The sequence below is a fragment of the Symmachiella macrocystis genome (genome assembly GCF_007860075.1).
Taxonomy (GTDB): Bacteria; Planctomycetota; Planctomycetia; order Planctomycetales; family Planctomycetaceae; genus Symmachiella; species Symmachiella macrocystis.
Window position 1 is genome coordinate 1,522,981 of record NZ_SJPP01000001.1, and the last position, 19,826, is coordinate 1,542,806.

The window sequence follows — 19,826 nt, forward strand, 5'->3', positions numbered from 1 at the left end:
GAGACGAGCGAAACTGCTTACCCAGGCACACCTTTGAAAAAACCGTGCTTCCCCAAAACCGTCCGACCGGTTAGTCTGGTAGACAGGTAGATTGTTCTACAGCAGCGTTTTGCCGAAATTCTGCAGACGGCATCCGGTTTTTCCCTATCGCTAATGCATGCATTGATTCGCATACTAACCGTTGTCGCCGATTGTCCAGAATTAATTGCTCATGAATTCCATGGCCTTATTGAGAGAATTGCACATGAGACTCGCTTCGAATTGTTTGCGGTTTGCCACGATTGCGGTTGTATTGACGCTGACGAGTTCTGCATTCTCCGCTGAGACCCAACCAGCCAAGTCGCCGATCGGGCAGGTCATCCCCGATTTCACGCTTTCCGATTTTCGAGGGAAGGAGCAATCGCTCTCGGAGATTGGCAAAGATAAAGTGGTGGTGGTCGCTTTTCTCGGTACCGAATGCCCTTTGGCCAAGCTGTACGCTCCGCGGTTAGTGGCTTTGAACAAAAAATTCGCCGATCAAGGCGTGGCATTTATTGCCGTGAATGCCAACTCGCAAGATTCGATCACCGAGATGGCCGCTTATGCGCGGCTGCACAAAATTGATTTTCCGATGCTCAAAGATGCCGGGAACAAAGTCGCCGATCAGATGAGTGCCGTCCGTACGCCGGAGGTGTTCGTGCTCGACAAAGATCGGACAGTGCGATATTGGGGACGCGTGGACGATCAATACGGCGTGGGCTATCAGCGCGATCAACCGCAACGAAACGATCTGGAATTGGCGCTGCAAGAGTTACTCTCCGGCAAGCCAGTCTCCACGCCGGTGACGGCCGCCGTTGGCTGTCACATTGGTCGCGTCAAGCAGCCGAATGAAAACAGCGAAGTGACCTATTCGAATCAGATCGCGCGCATTTTGCAAAATCGTTGTGTCGAATGCCATCGCGAGGGGGACATCGCTCCGTTTGCCTTGACCGATTATGACGAGGTCGTGGGTTGGTCAGAGATGATTGCCGAGGTCGTGGATGAACAACGGATGCCCCCTTGGCATGCAAACCCCAAACATGGCGAATTCAAGAACGACCGCGCGCTGACCAAAGAAGAAAAAGAACAGATCTTTACTTGGGTGAAAAACGGAGCTCCGGAAGGGGACAAGACTCAACTTCCCCCCGCCCGGGAATTCGTGTCCGGATGGGAGTTGCCTCGCGAGCCTGATTTGGTGGTCAACATGCGAGAAGAACCGTATCGTGTGCCGGCCACGGGGACGGTAGAATACAAATACTTTTCCGTCGACCCCGGTTTTAAAGAAGACAAATGGGTGACCGCCTTTCAAGCAGCGCCGGGCAATCGCGCGGTCGTGCATCACATTTTGATCATGACGCGCGAACCAGGCCAACGGCGCGTCGGTATGGGGGGTGGGGCGCTTGGATTTTTAGCAGCCTATGTACCGGGCCTGCGGGCGGAGCCGTTTCCCGAGGGGATGGCTAAAAAGATTCCCGCCGGTTCGGAGATCGTGTTTCAAATGCACTACACGCCGATCGGCACAGAACAAATCGATCTGAGTTCCTTGGGGATGATCTTTGCGGATCCGGAAGCGGTCACGCACGAAGTCCGCACGCACAGTGCGGTCACCAACGAGTTTTTGATTCCGCCCGGTGCCTCGAATCACAAGGTCGAAGCGGATACGTCGAAGTCATCCTTCGCCAGCCAACTGCTCAACATGATGCCGCATATGCACCTCCGGGGAAAATCATTCCGTTATGAGGTGCGATATCCAGATGGAAAAACAGAAACGTTGTTGGACGTGCCGCATTACGATTTCAACTGGCAAACTTCGTATCGACTGGTGAACCATAAAGAACTACCGGCCGGCACGACGATCCATTGCGTGGGAGCTTTTGATAACTCGAAGCAGAACCTCAACAATCCAGACCCCACCCAGTCGGTCGCCTGGGGTGATCAAACTTGGAATGAAATGTTCATCGGTTATTTCGACGTCGCCTTTCCGGTGGAATCGGGAAAAGAGATGCCCTTCCCTCCCCCGCGGCGCAATCGCGGGCCGACACCGGAATCGATCATGGCTAGATTGGATGCCAATCAGGACGAAAAAATCGAAGTCAGTGAAGTGCCGCTGTTATTGCGGGGCCGGTTCAAGAAAATTGACACCGATGATGACAATCTGATCACCATCGAGGAACTGCGCGAAGCGTTCAAGCGTGGTCGCCGCGACAAGGATGATGAATGAGGGAAGAGGGTCAGCGAGAAGCCGGGAGACTGACGCAGGCCCCAAACGCTATTCAGCGGTTGTTGTCTGGATCCGTGGTTTTTGCTTTCGTGGTCGCAGTGAGTGCGCGATATCCGGCTCACGTTGCGCCGGCCCTCACCCCCGGCCCGTCTCCCAGAGGGAGAGGGGGAGATTGTTGCGACGCGTCATTGGGAGGCGGTTAACAGGGCCATTCAGTGATCAGCTCCTTTCTGATGACGGCCCCGTTTTTGAGTGCTGTTGCCTGTGAATGCGGGTATGATGAAGAATCGCACCTTTGATCTTCACCAGACCTCGCCGTAGCAGGAAGGCCGACCGTGATCTGTATTTCTAAGACCTGCCGCAACAGGCTGTTTGCTGTCGTTGCTTTCATTGCCGCACTGACCTGCGTAGGACAGGCTAGGAGTGCTGTTGCGGAGGAAACCCTTGCGACTCAACAGCCATTAAAACAGGTCGAGATCTGGACGACCGATGCGCCGCCTGAATGGGCATTCTGGCAGCGGCAGTTGATTGACAAACTCGCGCCGGCGGCGATGGAGTTCGTCCACAAATACACGCGGCCCGACGGCACGTTGATTTGGCGCGACGAATGGCCCGGCATGGATGGTTCGGATGATGGGTATGAAAGTTTCTACAATTTCCCGCTTTATTATGCGCTGGGCGGCCCTACGGAAATCCGTGACGTCTCGGACAAATTGTGGGATGCGGTGACCCGACAGTTCACCAAGTACGGGCAAGTCCACAACGAATTCGACGCCTACTACGATTGGATGCATCACGGGGAAAGTTATACCTACTTTTACTTCTTGAGCATGTCCGATCCGACCAACGCGAAATTTCGCGAACGGGCGGCACGGTTTGCCGGACTGTATCTTGGCGAAGACGCTGAGGCAAAGAACTACGACGCGGCTAAACATCTGATTCGTTCGCCGTTGACCGGCAGTCGGGGGCCACGGCATGTGAATACGGCGGAGGATTGGGTCACGCATCGGCCAATTTTGTCCGAGTATCCCCTGCCCTTTGACGACATTCCGAATATCTCCAGCAGCGCCGACTGGGATGATGATGCGAAGTTTCCCAATATTCTTGAGGCACTCAACAAACGGATGATGCAAGGGGATGTGCCGCTGAACCTGACATCGACGAGCCTGATCGCCAATGCGTACATGCTCACAGGCGATGAGAAATACAAAACTTGGATCGCCGATTATGTTGCTGCTTGGCAAAAGCGCACGAAACAGAACAACGGCATCCTACCGGACAACGTAGGGCTGTCGGGGAAAATTGGCGAGAACATGGAGGGCAAATGGTGGGGCGGCTATTACGGTTGGCGGTGGCCGCACGGACTGTTCAATCAAATGGAAGCGACAATCATCGGCGGCGGCAACGCCTATCTGGTGACCGGCAATGCCGATTCTCTGGAGTTGCCCCGCGACGTGTTCAGACTAGTGGAACAACAAGCCAAGAAGGAAGAGGGCAAGATCGTCGTCCCGCATCGGCATGGGGATGATGGCTGGTATGACTATCGCCCGATCAACCCCAAGTACCCGGCGCAATTGTGGTTTCTGTCGCGTGACGAGGATGATTGGCAACGTTTGCTGAAATTCACAGAACCGGAAGATTTCAAAACGCTCAACTACCACAAAGCCAAAGGCGATGCCGAACACATTGTGCCTTGGCTGGGATTTCTCCGTGGTGAGAACCCCGACTATCCGGTGCAAATCCTCAAGAGCACTTGGCTGGAAACGCAGCGGCGGTTGAAGGAGATTCGCAACGACCACACCACGCCGCACGAACAGGATGTGCATCACTGGCAGAAATTGAACCCAGTGGTTTTAGAGGGCTTGGTGCAAACGATGCTCGGCGGCCCGAACCACATTTATCACGGCGGGTTGGTGAATTGCAGCGTGCGGTATTTCGATGCGGACCGGCACCGCGCGGGAGTCCCCCCCGATGTGGCGGTTTTGGTGGATCGTGTGACCGACGCGGGGATCTCACTCAAACTGGTCAACCTGCATCCGACCGAAGCACGGAATGTGATCATCCAAGGCGGTGCGTACGGCGAACACCAGATCACGACCGTCCGCCAAATCGTGCACTACCCACACCAGTTCTACCAAGTCGATGCTCCGACGTTTCAGGTCCACTTGGTCCCCAGCGGCGTGGGACGACTGGAGATTGGACTAAAACGTTTCGCCAACCGCCCTGCGTACTTGCAACCGTGACAGGCACGAACAAACAAGCTCCCTCTGGGAGAGGGCCGGGGTGAGGGTTTTCGCACCACAGCTGTCAAATATCACCACCTTGCGAAGGGGCGATCTGTCGTCCTGCGTGAAAAAGGTGCGTCGTGACGCACCCGACCTTATGCGGCTTTGCGCTTGGTTTTTTCGCGTTTGGTTTGTTCGCATTGATAAACCATGGCGTTGCCTTGTTTGCCGATGGTGGAGACGGCGCCGGTTTTGCGGAGGCAGTAGGCCATCTTTTGTGCCAGCCAGCGAGGGATTTCGCTGCCGCGGGCGATGTCGGCGGTGGTGAACTCCGTCGGCAGGTCGGGGGGGAGCATGGTGAGCAGATCGTTGTTGGTCCGCAGCACGAGTTTGCTGACAACACGTTCGAGCGAACGGTCTTGGACACGATATTTCTTGCGGGTCCGCCGCGACTTGAGCGGGGGCAGGCGATGCTCTTGTTGTTCGGTGAGCAGCACTTCCAGCGTCAATCGCGGGTGCGGAAAGACATTGACGAAGTGCACCAGTTCTAGAAACAAGTCATGGAACGTTTCGCGCTTGGGGCTGGCGCGGCGGGAGATGATTTTACCCCGCTTGCGATCGTATTTGACGAGTTGTTTGCGAGCGGCAAGCGGTTTGACGACGATCACGTCGTGTTTTTTCGTCAGGGCACGGATTTTGTCGCGAATGGCGCCGAGCGACGCGCATTGGATTTCGATCAGCATCTCATCCACGATGCCGTCGATGCGATATCCGGCGAGCGTCACTTCTTGTTGTGACTCGTCGGTGCAATAGAGCGATTTGAGTTGCCGGTGTAGGCTGGTTTCCACGTTTTTAAAGTTGCTCAGTTTTGAGATAGGGCGACTGACAGCCAAATCGTTGCCGAGACAAGGCGGCGGGATAGTATGCGAAGTGTCGAGGAGGGGTCCAGACCGGGTTAGCGGCGATTGGGTCGATAGGTGGCCGACAGAGTCAAGCGCTCATGTAAGAGGGACTGGGTGGCCTTGTCGCGGGTCGTGGGGAAACCTCGTCTTGCCCTCTTTGAGCGGACATAGTAAAACCCCATCTCAAATGCGCGCGGCAGCGAAGCCGCGCCTCGACTTCGGTTTGCCATAGTCAAGGACGACTCACCGGTGTTAACCAGCATAGCCCGCACGTTTCCATTCATCTGGCCCTACCGACGCCGCCTGATGGTGTCGGTCTTCTTTGCCTTAGCGGTGGGTTTGTTGTGGGGAACCAATCTATCTATTTCGTACCCAGTGTTTGAGGTATTGCTGGGGGACCAGAATATGGACCAGCATGCACTGGAGGAGATCGCGAAACTAGAAGCGGACAAAGAAAAGCATCGGCAGGATATTGCCGAACTCCATGAGGAAATGGAACTAGCAGGGAGTAGTCGGGCCCAATCGCGAATTGAGTCCGAAATCAAAGTCAATACGGATGAGCTATCGGAAACGGAAACCCAACTCGCTTGGCAACGCTGGCTGCTGGCACACGTTTATAAGCATTTGTCTGAGGACCGCTTTAGCGCGTTCGCTGCGATCATGGGGGTTTTATTGGTAGCGACAGTCCTCAAAGGGATCTGCGTTTTCATTCAGGAATATCTCGTCGGTGGCGTTGTGCAATTGAGCATTATGAGCATTCGCAAACGGCTGTTTCGCAATACGCTGGCGCTGGATTATCAGTCTCTCTCGGCCGAAGGGACCTCGGAACTGACATCGCGATTCACGTATGACATGGACGTGCTAACCAACGGCTTGTACCTGTTGGGGGGCAAGGTAATTCGCGAGCCGATCAAAGCCGTCGTCTGCTTGAGTGGGGCGTTGTGGATCAATTGGCGGTTGACGGTGCTTTCGTTCATTATCGCGCCCCTGGCGGGCATCGTGTTTTATCGTTTTGGCCGCACCCTGAAAAAGGCCAGTCATCGCTCGATTGAGAGTATGGCGCGGATGTACAAAGTCATCGGCGAGACGTTTGACTCGCTGAAAGTTGTCATGGCATTCAATGGGCAGCGTGCACAGCGGCGGCGATTTCACCACGAAAACAAGACATTTTTTGAAAAGTCCATGAAGTTGGTCAAAATCGATGCGTTGACCAGTCCCACCACAGAGTTTTTGGGCTTGGTGGCGGTTTCGCTCGGCTTATTTCCGGCTGTTTATTTGGTTCTCAGTGGCAATGAATCGATTTGGGGAATTCGACTGGCCAACGGACCCATGACGCTCCCGGAATTGGCGTTGCTATACTCCTTCCTGGTGGGCATTAGCGACCCGGCACGAAAATTGTCGAGCATTTACGCGAAATTGAAACGCGCCTCGGCCGCAGCGGATCGAATTTTCACATTCATGGACCGGCGGTCGGCCGTCGTGGAGACACGGCAACCGAAACAATTGCCTCGGCATAGCGTTTCAATCGAGTTCAATGATTTGAATTTTGCCTATCACTCCAAAGCGGAGCATACGCCGCCGTTGGCTCTGAGGGAGATCAACATGTCGGTCATGGCTGGTGAAACGATCGCGGTGGTTGGCTCGAATGGTTCAGGCAAGTCGACCTTGATCAATTTGTTGCCCCGATTTTTTGACCCGGACCACGGCAGTGTGATGGTCGACGGCATTGATATTCGCGATGTTCGGTTGGCGGATCTGCGTGCTCAGATTGGCGTCGTCACCCAGGAAACGTTGCTGTTTGACGAGACGATCGAGAGCAATATCCGCTACGGCTGCCCCGGGGCGACCGATGCGGAGGTGGAGCAAGCGGCGCGGCAAGCGCACGTGATGGAGTTTCTGGCCAAGCTTCCCGCCGGAATGCAGACCCGAGTGGGGGAAAAAGGTTGCCGGCTCTCTGGCGGGCAACGGCAGCGGATCGCCCTGGCTCGGGCAATTTTGCGAAATCCGTCGATTCTGATCTTAGACGAGGCAACCAGCGCCATCGATTCCCACAGTGAATTGTTAATCCACGAGACTCTGGAGGAATTCACCACGGGGCGGACGACGTTCATCATCACCCATTCTCTGGGGCAAAGCATGTTGAATCTGGTGTCGCGGATTGCTGTCATGGATCACGGGCAATTGACGGCGATGGGGACGCACGAGGAACTCCTCCAGGAGTGCGATCTGTATCGCAAGTTGCACCATGTGCAGTCCCAACAGCGGACCGCATTGCAGGTGGTCGGCGGCTACAGCGAAGAAAACGTGATTTCGCTGGATAACGGTGCAGCTGACGAGGAGGACGGGCGTGGACCGGTAGGTACAGGCCCCCGCCGGACGACGCGCACGCCGCCACTATCGCAGGATTCGGCACACGTGGGCGATCATCCTCTGAAAGGTCCCTTGCGGAAAAAGGCCCACTGAACGGCCGGCTGCAGTTGGACATGATGAGTCCAAAGTGTCCTGAAGAACTTTAGCAATAACTGAATGACAAGCCGGATTTGCGCGGCGGCGCGGGGAACGCTAGGGCAAAGAACTCCAGATTGGCTTATTGAGATGTCGGTAGCCGATGTTGCCGGAGAGAACCTCCACAACGGTGCCAATTCTCCTCGGCTCGCATGATCTGTTGAAAAAGGTCAGAAAAACGATCCGTTCGGTTGACAATTCCTCAAGAATTGGGCACGGTCAGGGAAAGTTGTTGATGCTGCCGGTTGACTTGTGAGTTGCAAATTGCGAATAATGGAATGCGGCAGAGTTGGGATGTCCGGCCGGTGATTGGAGCACCAACTATTGAGATTCGTCACGCCGAATGTGATGCCGGGTCTGAGTCTGGACGGGAAATGCCCAGGATTTGATGATCGGAATGGTAGTCCGACAGTCTGGGTATTTTGGATTTCCCCCAACATCAAAAAGAAGGGTGATACGGTTTTCGCGACAGAGACATGGACGCTATCCAAGCGACGATGCGACCCTTTCAAAAACCGCCCCACTCGACGTGGCCGCACGTCTGGGGAGGCGAAGGAAATCAAGCGGCTCCTCATCGAGGAGGCGCAAAATTTCTACATCCGAGGTGTGTAAGGAGAGATGAATTGCGCTCCACAAGCCCCTCAGGGACATTGCTGACTCTCTGGATGAACAAACAGAATAAAACTCTGTCTGAAAATAATGGCGATAGGGCCACGGCGTAGACCGCTGGCCACGCGCCGCATCTGACAATGAAATGTCGGGTGAATAGCATGTTGTCGTTGGATCGGAAACGACAGAAACTAACAGATTGAATGGAACTTTGGGAACCGACGTATCAAAGAGTGAGGCCGCACACCAGGGGCCGTACACGGACGTGCGTAGACCACTTTCCAGAAAGGGAGTGATAACCGGTGTATCATTTTAATGACAAACTAATGGTCTTGATGGAACAGGGGCTGTCTCGGGGCTACATCACCTTTCAAGAGGTCGACCAATACCTACCCGACGAGGGTGGTAGTGTCGACACCGTGAATGAACTTGTATTAGCGCTAGAGGAATTAGGGATTTCGGTCATCGAAGACCCGACGATCGTTAAGCCTCGTCCAACATTGTCGGAACCGCCGCCGTCGGACTCGACACCGGTCGTTACCGAAGAACCCTCCGCGTCTTTGTCGTCGCGCGATCCGATTCGGATGTACCTCAGTCAAATGGGAGACATTCCGCTTCTGTCGCGGACTCGCGAGATTTTTCTTGCGAAAAAAATCGAGCTGACCCGTCGGCGGTTCCGCCGCGCGATTCTCGAATGCGACTTCTCGTTGCGGATCGCGATCGACACACTGCAAAAAGTCTTCGACGGGGAACTCCCCTTTGAGCGCACCCTGCGGACGTCGGAAACCGAAAACGTCGAGAAGGAACAAATCCTCGGTCGCATGCCGCACAATCTGAAAACGATGGCGCGGTTGATGAAACAAAACGCCGATACGTTCCACCAAATTCAAGCCGGCACGGCATCCGCCTCACGCCAGCGAGAACTCGCCACCGAATTGATTGTCAGCCGCCGCAAAACCGCCACGTTGGCTGAAGAACTCAGCCTGCGGACGCAACGGCTGCAGCCGATCACCAAACGCATGAAACAGATTTGCGATCGGATGCTTGATCTGCAATCGCAAGTCGTACGCATGCGGAAACAGACTCGGCACAATCCGGAATTGCAGCTCGCTCAACGCGAATTGGACGAGTTGATGGAAATGACCCTCGAAACGCCTGACAGCATGCTCAAGCGGGTCGAAGAGGTCAACCGCCGCTTCGAAGCTTGGACCGAGGCCAAACAGCAGCTTTCCGGCGGAAACCTGCGGCTGGTGGTCTCCATTGCCAAGAAATACCGTAATCGCGGCCTGAGCTTCTTGGACTTGATCCAAGAAGGCAATGCCGGCTTGATGCGGGGCGTCGAAAAGTACGAATATCGTCGCGGGTATAAATTCTCGACGTACGCCACATGGTGGATTCGCCAAGCAATCACGCGAGCGGTTGCCGACCATGCCCGTACGATTCGGATTCCCGTGCACATGTTCCAAAGCATCTCGACGCTCAAAGCCAAAAGCGAAGAGTTGCGGCAGCGGACTGGTCGCGAACCGACGAGTGAAGAATTGGCCGAAGCGGTTGGACTGTCGACCGAAGAGACCGAACGGATCATGAAGACTTGGCGGCATCCGATCAGCCTCGACATCCCTGTCGGGGAAAGCGAAGACAGCAGCTTCGGCGACTTCCTCGAAGATGGCGCCGAAGTCAATCCGCTCGATTCGGCAACGCACGAATTGCTCAAGGACAAAATTGGCCACGTCCTCAAAAGCTTGACCTACCGCGAGCGCGAGATTATCAAACTCCGCTACGGGCTGGGAGACGGCTATAGCTACACGTTGGAAGAAACCGGCCGGATCTTCAAAGTCACCCGCGAACGGATTCGGCAAATCGAATCCAAAGCATTGCGGAAATTGCAGCACCACACCCGTAGCAATCAGCTCAAGGGGTTTGTGGAAGACCTGCCCGGCCAAGAGTTCCAAAACGCTGAAGCCGAAGGCGAACCGGTAACCGCCGACGCTTAGGCAACTGCCGGATCAGCAATGACAGATTTCAGCCACCGTAAGCCATACGCTTGCGGTGGCTGTATTTTTGTAGGGCGCCCGCAGGGATCCACGTCCGCTGACACGCGTGCCGTCGGTCATTGCCCTGCGGAGCGGCTACCGTCGGGCGAACCGGCGATGGGAATACCCTCCGGCAAGGGGCGAGCTGCGACGTTGAAGCCGTTGGCGTGCACGACCGTTTGCAATTCGCGAAACAAGCCGAAGCTGTCGGGGTAGACCCACATGGTGAGGGTCGTCTCAGGTGGGGCGCCTTTGAGGACTTCCACAAATCGCGATCCAACGCGGAGCGCTTCCTCGGCGGTTTCCGCATCCACCTCCGATGTCACTTGCATCTGCCACGCTGTCACCGCAACGCGGAACATTCCCGGACCGTGCTTCAACTCATCGACCATCGACAATGGCTTGCGTTCGACGAGGTAGCGCATGCGGTAACCTTCAATGGGCCCAATGAATCCTTGATGCGTGCGTGTCCGCGAGAGCAACGCGCGGCGGTGCCCGAGATGGGTTTTCAAACTATCGATCAACTGTTTGAGCGGAACGTAGGAAATACGATTGTTTTCGAGACGAAAGTGGTATTCCTCTCCCTCGACAATTTGGCTGACCGGCGTCAGCTTGTGGATGATTTCTTTGACTGGCGGTCGTTGGGTATCGCGGGTTTTGATTTCGTCGGCCAAGATCGCCAAGTGCGTCATATCGTCCGCAACGTTCTGCTTGCGCGCGTTGAGCTCTGCCGTTTGCCGATCCACCTGGGCGCGGATCTGCTTCGACTCTTTTCGAGCTGCCGTTGCCGCTGCCGCGAGTTCGTCTTGCGAGGCAATGGCACTGGCAAGCTGCGGCGTGACATCTGCGACGTCGCGATTGAGTTTGTCAATCTCTCGCTGCAGTTGTGTGATGTCGGCCAGCAATTGTGGAGAAGGTTGCGGCGGCCGGACCGGCTCCGGTTTTGGCTTGGGTTCGACTTTGACAACAGGGGGGGGCGGTTCGGGCGGTAGCACTTCCTCGCTGGGTGATTCCGTGGCAGCGCCCATTGCCACTTCGATCTTGGGTGGCGGTTCCACAACAATCGGCGCGGGCACGGGTTCAGCGGGGATTGCCGCCGTTTCGGTCTCCGGAGTGGCCGGCATCTGGCTCACCCGGACTCCGGCAATCACGATGAGGATGATCAAGATTCCAACGATGTTGGCAATGATATCCAGAAACGAGTCGGATCCCGATTCCAGATCACCCTTTTTGCGACGGCGGCTCATCGGGAGACCTCCTGTTTTGTTCCAACAGCGGCTGCCTCTCCGTAAGTCGTCTTAGTCGAAAGTCCCCCCTTGCGGAGCGCCTGTTCGATTGGCTTGGAAATATGGACCGCTTGCGACGAGACGCGAAATCTGACATAGGGAACCCAATAAAATCCCGAGGGGGGATCGCCCCACGTCTTGGCGTTTTCATCAATGTCCACGATCACCGCGCGCACCACTTGTTGCTCTGTTTCCCCATGTCCAAGAACGATCGCCATCTCCAACTTACCAACTTGGATGCGGTCAGGCGTGACCACCACGTTGACAGACCGTTCGATACCGATTCCCGCGCGGCGCGACAAACCCCAGCCTCGCTTGGATAGATTCTTTTGCATCCGATCCATTTGTTGTTGACGGTTGAGGGTCAACTGCGGCAAAGTGGGTTGGCCTTGCTGTCCAATCGCCGACGGCGATGACGTTCCGCCAGCTTGCGGAGATTTTGGTGCAGAGTTTTGCCCCGGCGAGCCTGTCGAACGACCGACGTAAGGCGCTTTGGCCAATTCGTTTCCAGTGGGATGCGCTTGAGGGCCTGCTTGTCCGCGGCCCGGTTTTCCATCGCTCGAAGGAGATTGCGGTCCACGCGCATTCGCCTCTGTGCTGGTTTGCGGCGGACTTCCCGGTTGCCCCCCTTGCTCTGTCGAGCCGGTTTGCCCGCTGTTGTTGCCGCTCAGATTCTGCTCAAGCGGGTTGCGAGTTCCCGCCTGCGTTGGATCGAGATCATCGAACAGCGGAGAGGTGCCGTTGTCGCTATCCGAGGGCTGTCGATTGCCCCCCGAGGACTGTGGATTCCCGCCGGGCGATTGCGTCCTGCCGGAGGCCTGTGGGTTACTCCCCTTAGGTCCCAGTCCAGCGAGGCTTGCCGCTTGGTCTTCGTTTGCAGCTCCTCGGCTCCAACCCGGTTCCAAGGCCTGCGCGTCGGACGGGGAGAGGAAGCGTCGCGGGATTTCACCGGCGTGCTCAAAGGCGTCGGTCGGATCTTCTGCCGGTGCACGGGTCGCTGGGATTTGATGCCCGCCCGGATTCTTAGAGCCGTTTTGACCGTACTGCGACGGAACTTCATCCCATCCCGGCAACGATGATTGCGGATTCTGTTTCGGCTGTGTTGGTTGCAAGCGACGTCCGCCTGGTCCGCGACCCTGAGTTCTGGGCCCCTGAGTCCCGCGACTAGCTGACCCCCTGCCCCCCGAAGCATTTCCCTGTTCGGCAATGCGACGACGATGCCGACGAGCTTTTGCCGCAAAGCGTGAGGCGTTGGAGGTCCCTTGAGAGAATGGCAGTTCCGGGTCGGCCATTTCTTCCTCGTCAGGAAACTCGGACAATGCATCCATGCTGCCGCGGACCGCGTATTTGCGAATCACGTCGCTACGATTTTTGAGTGATTCTGCAATGGCTTGTCGCAAAACTTGCTGTGCTTGAGGATCAGCGGCCGGTAATTCCCAGGCGAAGTCTTCTTCGATCAATTCATAGCCGTAGGGCTCTTGCCATTCGGTGAGAAATTTGCGGGCCATATAATAGGTCACACTCCCTTCGGGCCGCACGATCAACATGACATACGGTTCCTCCGCGTTCAGAGCGTTCGGCGCATTGGCTAACCGGGTCCAATGGTCGTTCAGCGCCCGGACCCCGGCCAGCAACGGGTTGTAGCCATCGGTGAATCCTTCCAATTGCGACGGCCCGAGAAAGACGTTTTCCGGGAGAAAACGGATACCCTTTTTTGTGCATTCGACAAAAATGGGCCGCCGCGTTGTTCCTTGACGACCGTCGTAGGGAATCAACGCATATTTACTGGGCGACGTAGCTCGGCGATTTTCCAGTTCCTCCAATTTCTCTTCCGTTTTGCGGATTTTCAACAACAACCGCTTCCGCTCCGCTTGAATTTCCTGGCTCTCATCGCCAACGCGCGATTGATCGGTCTGCAATTTGTCCAGCGCTGCCTGTTGTTGTTTCAGATCCTGCCGCGCGGCATCCAATGCGCGCTGGGCTGCCAACAATTCCGCGGACTGTTCAGCCAGTTGTTGCCGGCGGCGCTCTTGCTGAATTTTCAAATCCGCGATTTGGCGGCGGAGTTTGATATTGGGATCCGGCACGGTGATGAGCGGTGGGATCGGTTTGGGTTCCGGCGGCGGTTCGACTTTGGGAAGGACCACAACAAACTCCGGCGCGGCGTCGAGCGTCTCGCGATCCGGCGATTCATAGGGGGCGACCTCGATAAACGGATTGGGTGTGGGGGTTGGCTCTGGGGCTTTGACTTCCACAACTTTTTTCTTCTGCGCCGACTCATCACCGATCATTTGTGTGGTGACGATCAACAAGAAGATCAGCGCTCCCATCGCGCACACCAAAACCGCCAAAAACGGAAATAGCGAGACGGTCAAATTAGAGCGTGATGGACGGCGGCTCATTCCGGTTTCCGCTAGGGAGGGAGGACATCAACCCAACAGGCAAGCTGTGTGAGGCGATGTTGAAAGTCGGAGACAACCTGCTGGGGACAATTTGCGACTTCAAGACTCGAAACACTACGCCGCTTTGCTGCGGACCGTTAACAAGTGCACCGCTGCGCTGAGGTTGTGCAGCGTTTCGTCAAACGCTTCGACGGAACGAATGGCGCTGAGGTTTTCGGCAAGTGTTCCCTGCAGACGCACTAGGTTTTCTTCCTGTTCGACGATGCGGGACAACAACTCCCCTTGATGCTGCAGTTGCCCAACCTGAGCCGTCATCGCTTGTGAAGCGGTGCTCAGTTCTGAATTCCAGTGTTCGGCGGTCGAAGAAATCGAGGTGGTGATCTGTTCGGTTTGCACCTTGAGATCGTCTCGCACAGTGGCAATTTGATTGAACAACAATTGTCGCTGCTCATCCATCGATTCCTGCGCGGCTCGTTGTTGTTCCGTCATGGATTCGCGCTGGGCATCCATCATGCTGGCGATTTGCTGTGAGACACCTTGGTAACCGCTGAGCAGTTCTTGGCGAGCTGTGGCCAATTGCTGGGCGTGGTCGGCCAACGTCGACTCCGTCCCGGCGTGCAGCGAGGCGGCTAGGGAGGACTGTTGTTTCTCCATGGTCTCCGACCACCGCTCGCGCAATTGCCCGAGATTCGTTTGCCAAGCGTCCGCATGCTGGGCGACGATGGCTTCTGTTTGAGTCAGCAACTGTGCAGCCGCCTGTTGTTCGGCTTGCAGCAACGGACTGGTCGCATCCGTCTCTGGGAACCAACTGCTAATGTGATTGAAGGCGAGTTCGTCGACTTCGTGCAAAATGTTCTGTTCTGATTTCTCAACCCAAAAGGTCAAGAAGACGAGCACTAACGTCAGCCCCAAACCGAGTGTGGTGGTATCGAAGGCAATTCCCAAACCACCGGTCACTTTGTCCATCGAGGAGGTGAGTTGCTCCGGTTTGACATTGGCAATCGCGATCGTGATCCCCATCACTGTGCCCAAAAAACCCAAAATGGGAATCGCCCAAGTGATGGTGCGGATCAGGCTGTAGCTTTCGTGTAAGCGTTCCGACCCGATATCCGAGAGGTACTGTTGATGTTCGTATAGGTTTTTTGTTGAGCGCAATCCCCGCACGTTTTGGCAGACTTCGGCGATGCGGCGTACTATAAAAGTGCGTTGAATCCGCCGGGGGAGTTCGCAAACGACAACCATCATCCGTGTGGCATTTTGCACGGCGTCGTCGGTTTCGCCCGGCAACTCATAAAGTCGTTGTAGTTTCAAAGCCCGTCGTTGTGTGGTAAGCGAGAGGGCCTTCATCGCCAAAATCGCGATGCCCAAAAAGAACAACGTCGTCTCGGTATAGGACAATATATGCCCCGTGCAATACCGGCGGGCGAGCGCCTGTTGCACGGGTAGATAAGGCAACGCCGCATAGAATCCGGCGGTAAGCGCTGCCCCCCAGAGCACGGGGGACATGAAAATCGTATCCAGCCAACCTCGGCTTTTGAGCGTGAGGTTGTCGAGATTATTCCCGGTCGATGTTTGCGTCGCCATGATGACTCAACTTCTCTCAGAAAAGCGAACGGTACGGATAGGAGATAACGGTTCCCAAGCTCAGCGCATCCAGCCGCCCGGAATCGAAGCAGCCGTTACAATCGGTAGTATCGGACTAGATTCACGCGTCTGTTGATCAAATCCGTGCAGCGTGCGCGGATGGGGACAAATGAGATGCGGAGCAACTCAGAAGCAAGAGAGCAACGCAAATCGTGTAGTACAGCCTTGGCAACACTGTCAAGACGTGTGCTAACCCAGCAATTGGGCTTCGATGCATGCGACAGACAACCCCGGCGGATTGGAAGGTGAGCATCAGTAAGGAGTTGAACGGTTTCGCGTTAATCTTAGAATCGCGTAGCGGTTTCTCTCCCAGTGGTTGTCTTTTTTCACTGGGGAATTCAAATGGCATCCGTCACCAATTTGAGATCCAATCACGACGCAAAACTCGCCGCATGGTTGCCACTGTTTGTTTTGCCGGTCGTTGCTATGTGGTCGACGCGCAACAGCGCGGCTTGGCTGTGCATGTGGGCGCTCGCGTTTTCTATTTATGCGGGACTCAAGTGGCTGAGTTACTCCAAATACGTTGAAAACCATGTTTGCACAGTGCGGCGCGCCATCGGTTATCTGGTCGCGTGGCCGGGAATGGATGCGAAGTCATTTCTGAGTACAAGCCGAAACGTTGCACCACCTCACCCGCGGGAATGGTGCGCTGCCGTCGCAAAAACGGTCATTGGATGTGCGTTGATCGGAATTGCGGTTGCGCTTGTGGACTGGAATATTTGGGTGGCAGGTTGGATGGGAATGGTGGGCATTACGTTGGCTTTGCATTTTGGAGTATTTCATCTGCTGTCGACCGCTTGGAGGCAAGCGGGGATCGACGCATGCCCGATAATGCACGCCCCGCTGCTGGCGACATCTCTTAACAATTTCTGGGGAAAACGCTGGAACCTCGCCTTTCGAGATTTGGCGCACACCTATGTCTTTCGAATGTGCGTGGGACGATGGGGAATCGCCGCCGCCACCATGGCCGTATTTGTTGTGTCGGGCGTGATCCATGATGTGGTGATCTCCCTTCCTGCACGGGCGGGGTACGGCCTGCCGACTTTGTATTTCGTGGTACAAGGCGCGGGAGTGATGTTCGAGCGTAGCCGTCTGGGCAAACATCTGGGGCTGCGGCACGGCGCGGTCGGCCGCATCTATTGTGCGGCGCTGATTTTGGCACCGGTCGGTTTGTTATTCCATCCGCCATTTGTAGAGCGCGTTGTTGTACCGATGCTCACGATTCTCCGCTGGGATAGGAGTTAGACAATGAACCTGGAACTACTCATTTTTTGTGGCGGAATGCTGCACTTTGGGATTCTGATTGCCAGCGCGCTCGTGCCGCAAGTTTTGGATTGGAAATCCTCGCTGGCCAAACTCGACAGCCTGTCGCGTCAATTGGTGTGGGTGCATGGTGCGTTTATTGTTCTGGTGATTGTTGGGTTCGGGTTGCTGTCGCTGTTCTGTGCGGGCGAACTGGCCAGCGGTACGCATCTCGCGCGAGGCGTTTGTCTGTTCATTGCCATATTCTGGGGAGCGAGGTTGGGCGTGCAGTTTTTTGTCTTTGATGCCAAGTCCTACCTCACCACGACGTTCTTAAAGATTGGCTACCATGGGCTGACGGTTGCGTTTCTTTATATCACCATCGTGTTTGCGCTCGCAGCATGGCACCCGCTTTAATCCACAACGCCTGCGTTCTGGTGTTTCGTCATCCGCAGCATAACACCGAGGGATAGATGAGATGTTGCCTCACTCTTCACACACACTCACGCCCACGCTAACTACCGGGGATCGATCGGCGTTTCGCTGCGATGGCCGCAATTCCTCAGGAATTGCACAAACGTTGCCCCAGGGCGATTGCGCCGAGCACGCCAGCTTGGCTTTCGAGGCCGGGCGGGACGATGAACGTGTCGATCGCATCGGTGATGGATGCAGAGTCTACATAGCCGGCGAGAAGTTCCTGTACTTTCCTGCGGACCGGTTCGAAAAGATGCGGTCGCATGACGCCGCCGCCGATGATGATTCGCTGAGGCGACAGTGTGCAGAGAAAGTTCACCAGTGCAAACGCCAGGTATTCCGCTTCGAGCTCCCAAGCGGGATGATCATCGGAAAACTCTTCGGCAGGCTGTCCCCAACGCTCGCCGATTGCCGGGCCGGCTGCCAAGCCTTCCAGACAATCGCCGTGGAATGGGCAGTGTCCGGGGTACGGGTCGCGGCTGAGGTCATGCGGAATGCGGACGTGTCCCATTTCCGGATGGATGAGACCATGCATCAATTGGCCGTTGATCATCCCACCGCCACCGATACCCGTCCCGATGGTTAAGTAGATGAAACACTCCAGGTTTTTTGCCGCCCCCCACCGCCATTCGCCGAGGGCAGCCGCGTTCACATCGGTATCGAAGGCAACCGGGACACCCAACGCCTCATGCAACGGACCGACGACGTCGGTGTCTCTCCAACCGGGCTTGGGCGTCGATGTAACGTACCCGAACGTCGAGGAATGCAAATGGGGATCCACCGGTCCAAAGGAGCCGACACCGATCGCAGCGACCGGGCCAAATTCTGTGGACTGGGCTTCGAAGAACTGGATCGATCTTTGCAGCGTCTCTTCGGGGCTGGTCGTCGGAAAACGTTCGATGGCACGGACATCATCGGGTCCGGTCCCGATGGCGCACACAAACTTTGTTCCGCCAGCTTCAATTCCACCTACAAGTTCTTTCATAGTCTTTAGTTTGGGCGAATGCGAACAGTCGAGTCAAGCGCCCTGCCATTCTTTTTGCCCAATGACCACGGTGTCGACGTCGAAAGCCTGCGAAGCCGTCCGCTTTCGCTGGGGGCTCTCAACGATGACCGACCGAATCTCCCCGCACGAAGCGCGGCTCGATGGAAAGACAGGCGTTTGGCAATTGCTCTTTCGTACGCAGCAGCGATTCCATTTGCCGCACAGCCAATTGCCCGATTTCATGCGCCTGAATATCAAAAGTTGTCAGCGAAGGATGCAGTCCTGAAATCAAAGCCCAATCGTTGTTGCCGGCAATGATGCTCATCTCTCTACCGACTTGTATGCCGCGGGCTGTGAGGGCACCGTAGACTCCTGTGGCGACCCCGTCGCATGCTGCGAACACGGCTGTGGGCCTCGGATCGGTAGCGAGGACTGCTTCTACCAGGTGCTGCACGGTTTCAATGGTGAGCGGTGGTTTGATAGGCATTGTCCACCCGCCGGTTGGTGGTTCTACGAACCGTTGAACATGTAAGCCACGACGATGAGCCTGCGCAAGGAATCCGGTTTCCCGATTGAGCATCAGCAGTTGACTCGGCTTAGGACTCACAAAGGCCACACATTGATGGCCATGATCGGCCAGGAAATCCGCGGCCATTTTTCCGATTAGCACGTCGTCAGCACCAACACTGTCACCCCAGTCGCAACCGTCGGGGCGGCCGTGCAACCAAACGGTGGGCAATTCCCGAAATTCTCGCAATAACCGGCAATTGGAATCGGCCAACATGCGACCTTGCAACGGTCCGATTAGAAAAACGCCATCGAGTTCGTTGGAATCTAAATGATCAGGAATTTCATCCAAGTCGGGGACATGCGTCATTTGCAGCCGTAGTCCGAATCCGGACAGTGCATCTTCGACGCCGCACAGGGTGGCGTTCACAACCGGCAATGACGTCAACGATCTGTCCAAGCCCATCGTAACCACGACGAGCCGCTTGCCGGACAACGCGTTGGTGCCATGGCCGTTGTTCGCCTCTTTGACGCTGGGTCGCCGCAAACGACGGTAATTCAGCGCCTCGGCCGCTTCTCGAATGCGTTGTTTGGATGCTTCGCTAATCGCCGGGTCGTCGCGCAGGGCACGACTGACGGTACTGACGGCACAATTCGCCGCTTCCGCGACGGTTCTAATTGTGACGGTTTCTTTCACGGAATTCGTTCCTCTAGTAAATCAGTACATCCCCATTCGATCAGCGAGTGCAATGGACGGCCGGACAATTCAAGAA

At 55.8% G+C, this 19,826-nt stretch carries 12 protein-coding genes; 6 read left to right on the top strand and 6 right to left on the bottom strand.

The genetic code is table 11. The features are described 5' to 3' along the window. Positions 1–244: 244 nt before the first annotated feature. Both CA54_RS05945 and CA54_RS05950 read left to right on the top strand, forming a co-directional pair. Entirely contained in the window at positions 245–2,239 is a 1,995-nt protein-coding gene (locus CA54_RS05945) for a redoxin domain-containing protein (RefSeq protein ID WP_146369908.1), read from the top strand. Between the two features lie 335 nt (positions 2,240–2,574). After that, entirely contained in the window at positions 2,575–4,482 is a 1,908-nt protein-coding gene (locus CA54_RS05950) for a hypothetical protein (protein ID WP_146369909.1), read from the top strand. A 137-nt stretch (positions 4,483–4,619) separates the two neighbouring features. On the opposite strand, the gene CA54_RS05955 is transcribed toward CA54_RS05950, so the two are convergent. Continuing rightward, positions 4,620–5,312: a hypothetical protein gene (locus CA54_RS05955; RefSeq protein WP_146369910.1), complete on the bottom strand. Its 693-nt coding sequence runs from the start codon at positions 5,310–5,312 to the stop codon at positions 4,620–4,622. A gap of 303 nt (positions 5,313–5,615) precedes the next feature. On the opposite strand from CA54_RS05955, the gene CA54_RS05960 reads away from it, so the two are divergent. Then, a complete protein-coding gene (locus tag CA54_RS05960) occupies positions 5,616–7,829 on the top strand; it encodes an ABC transporter ATP-binding protein (protein WP_146369911.1) in 2,214 nt (737 codons plus the stop codon). A 953-nt stretch (positions 7,830–8,782) separates the two neighbouring features. Further along, positions 8,783–10,474 (top strand): sigma-70 family RNA polymerase sigma factor, encoded by a 1,692-nt coding sequence (locus CA54_RS05965; protein WP_146369912.1) that lies wholly within the window; start codon positions 8,783–8,785, stop codon positions 10,472–10,474. 116 nt (positions 10,475–10,590) lie between these two features. On the opposite strand, the gene CA54_RS05970 is transcribed toward CA54_RS05965, so the two are convergent. The 3 genes from CA54_RS05970 to CA54_RS05980 all read right to left on the bottom strand — a co-directional run bounded on the left by CA54_RS05970 (position 10,591) and on the right by CA54_RS05980 (position 15,785). Then, positions 10,591–11,760, bottom strand: a complete 1,170-nt coding sequence (locus CA54_RS05970; protein ID WP_146369913.1) for a hypothetical protein — start codon at positions 11,758–11,760, stop codon at positions 10,591–10,593. Continuing rightward, positions 11,757–14,201 carry a hypothetical protein gene (locus CA54_RS05975; RefSeq protein WP_146369914.1) on the bottom strand — a complete coding sequence of 815 codons (2,445 nt, stop codon included), beginning with the start codon at positions 14,199–14,201 and terminating at the stop codon, positions 11,757–11,759. The genes CA54_RS05970 and CA54_RS05975 overlap by 4 nt, the downstream gene beginning before the upstream one ends. 114 nt (positions 14,202–14,315) lie before the next feature. Next, positions 14,316–15,785: a MotA/TolQ/ExbB proton channel family protein gene (locus CA54_RS05980; RefSeq protein ID WP_146369915.1), complete on the bottom strand. Its 1,470-nt coding sequence runs from the start codon at positions 15,783–15,785 to the stop codon at positions 14,316–14,318. Between the two features lie 402 nt (positions 15,786–16,187). Between CA54_RS05980 and CA54_RS05985 the strand changes: the two genes are divergently transcribed. Together CA54_RS05985 and CA54_RS05990 are read left to right on the top strand one after the other, a co-directional pair. Next, positions 16,188–17,090: an MBOAT family protein gene (locus CA54_RS05985; protein ID WP_146369916.1), complete on the top strand. Its 903-nt coding sequence runs from the start codon at positions 16,188–16,190 to the stop codon at positions 17,088–17,090. Positions 17,091–17,093: 3 nt separating this feature from the next. Then, positions 17,094–17,504 (top strand): hypothetical protein, encoded by a 411-nt coding sequence (locus CA54_RS05990; RefSeq protein ID WP_146369917.1) that lies wholly within the window; start codon positions 17,094–17,096, stop codon positions 17,502–17,504. A 145-nt stretch (positions 17,505–17,649) separates the two neighbouring features. Here CA54_RS05990 and CA54_RS05995 read toward each other — a convergent pair whose 3' ends face one another. Both CA54_RS05995 and CA54_RS06000 read right to left on the bottom strand, forming a co-directional pair. Continuing rightward, positions 17,650–18,546, bottom strand: a complete 897-nt coding sequence (locus CA54_RS05995; RefSeq protein WP_146369918.1) for an ROK family protein — start codon at positions 18,544–18,546, stop codon at positions 17,650–17,652. A 118-nt stretch (positions 18,547–18,664) separates the two neighbouring features. Further along, complete coding sequence (locus tag CA54_RS06000) at positions 18,665–19,750, bottom strand: LacI family DNA-binding transcriptional regulator (protein WP_146369919.1); 1,086 nt, start codon at positions 19,748–19,750, stop codon at positions 18,665–18,667. Positions 19,751–19,826: the final 76 nt, after the last annotated feature.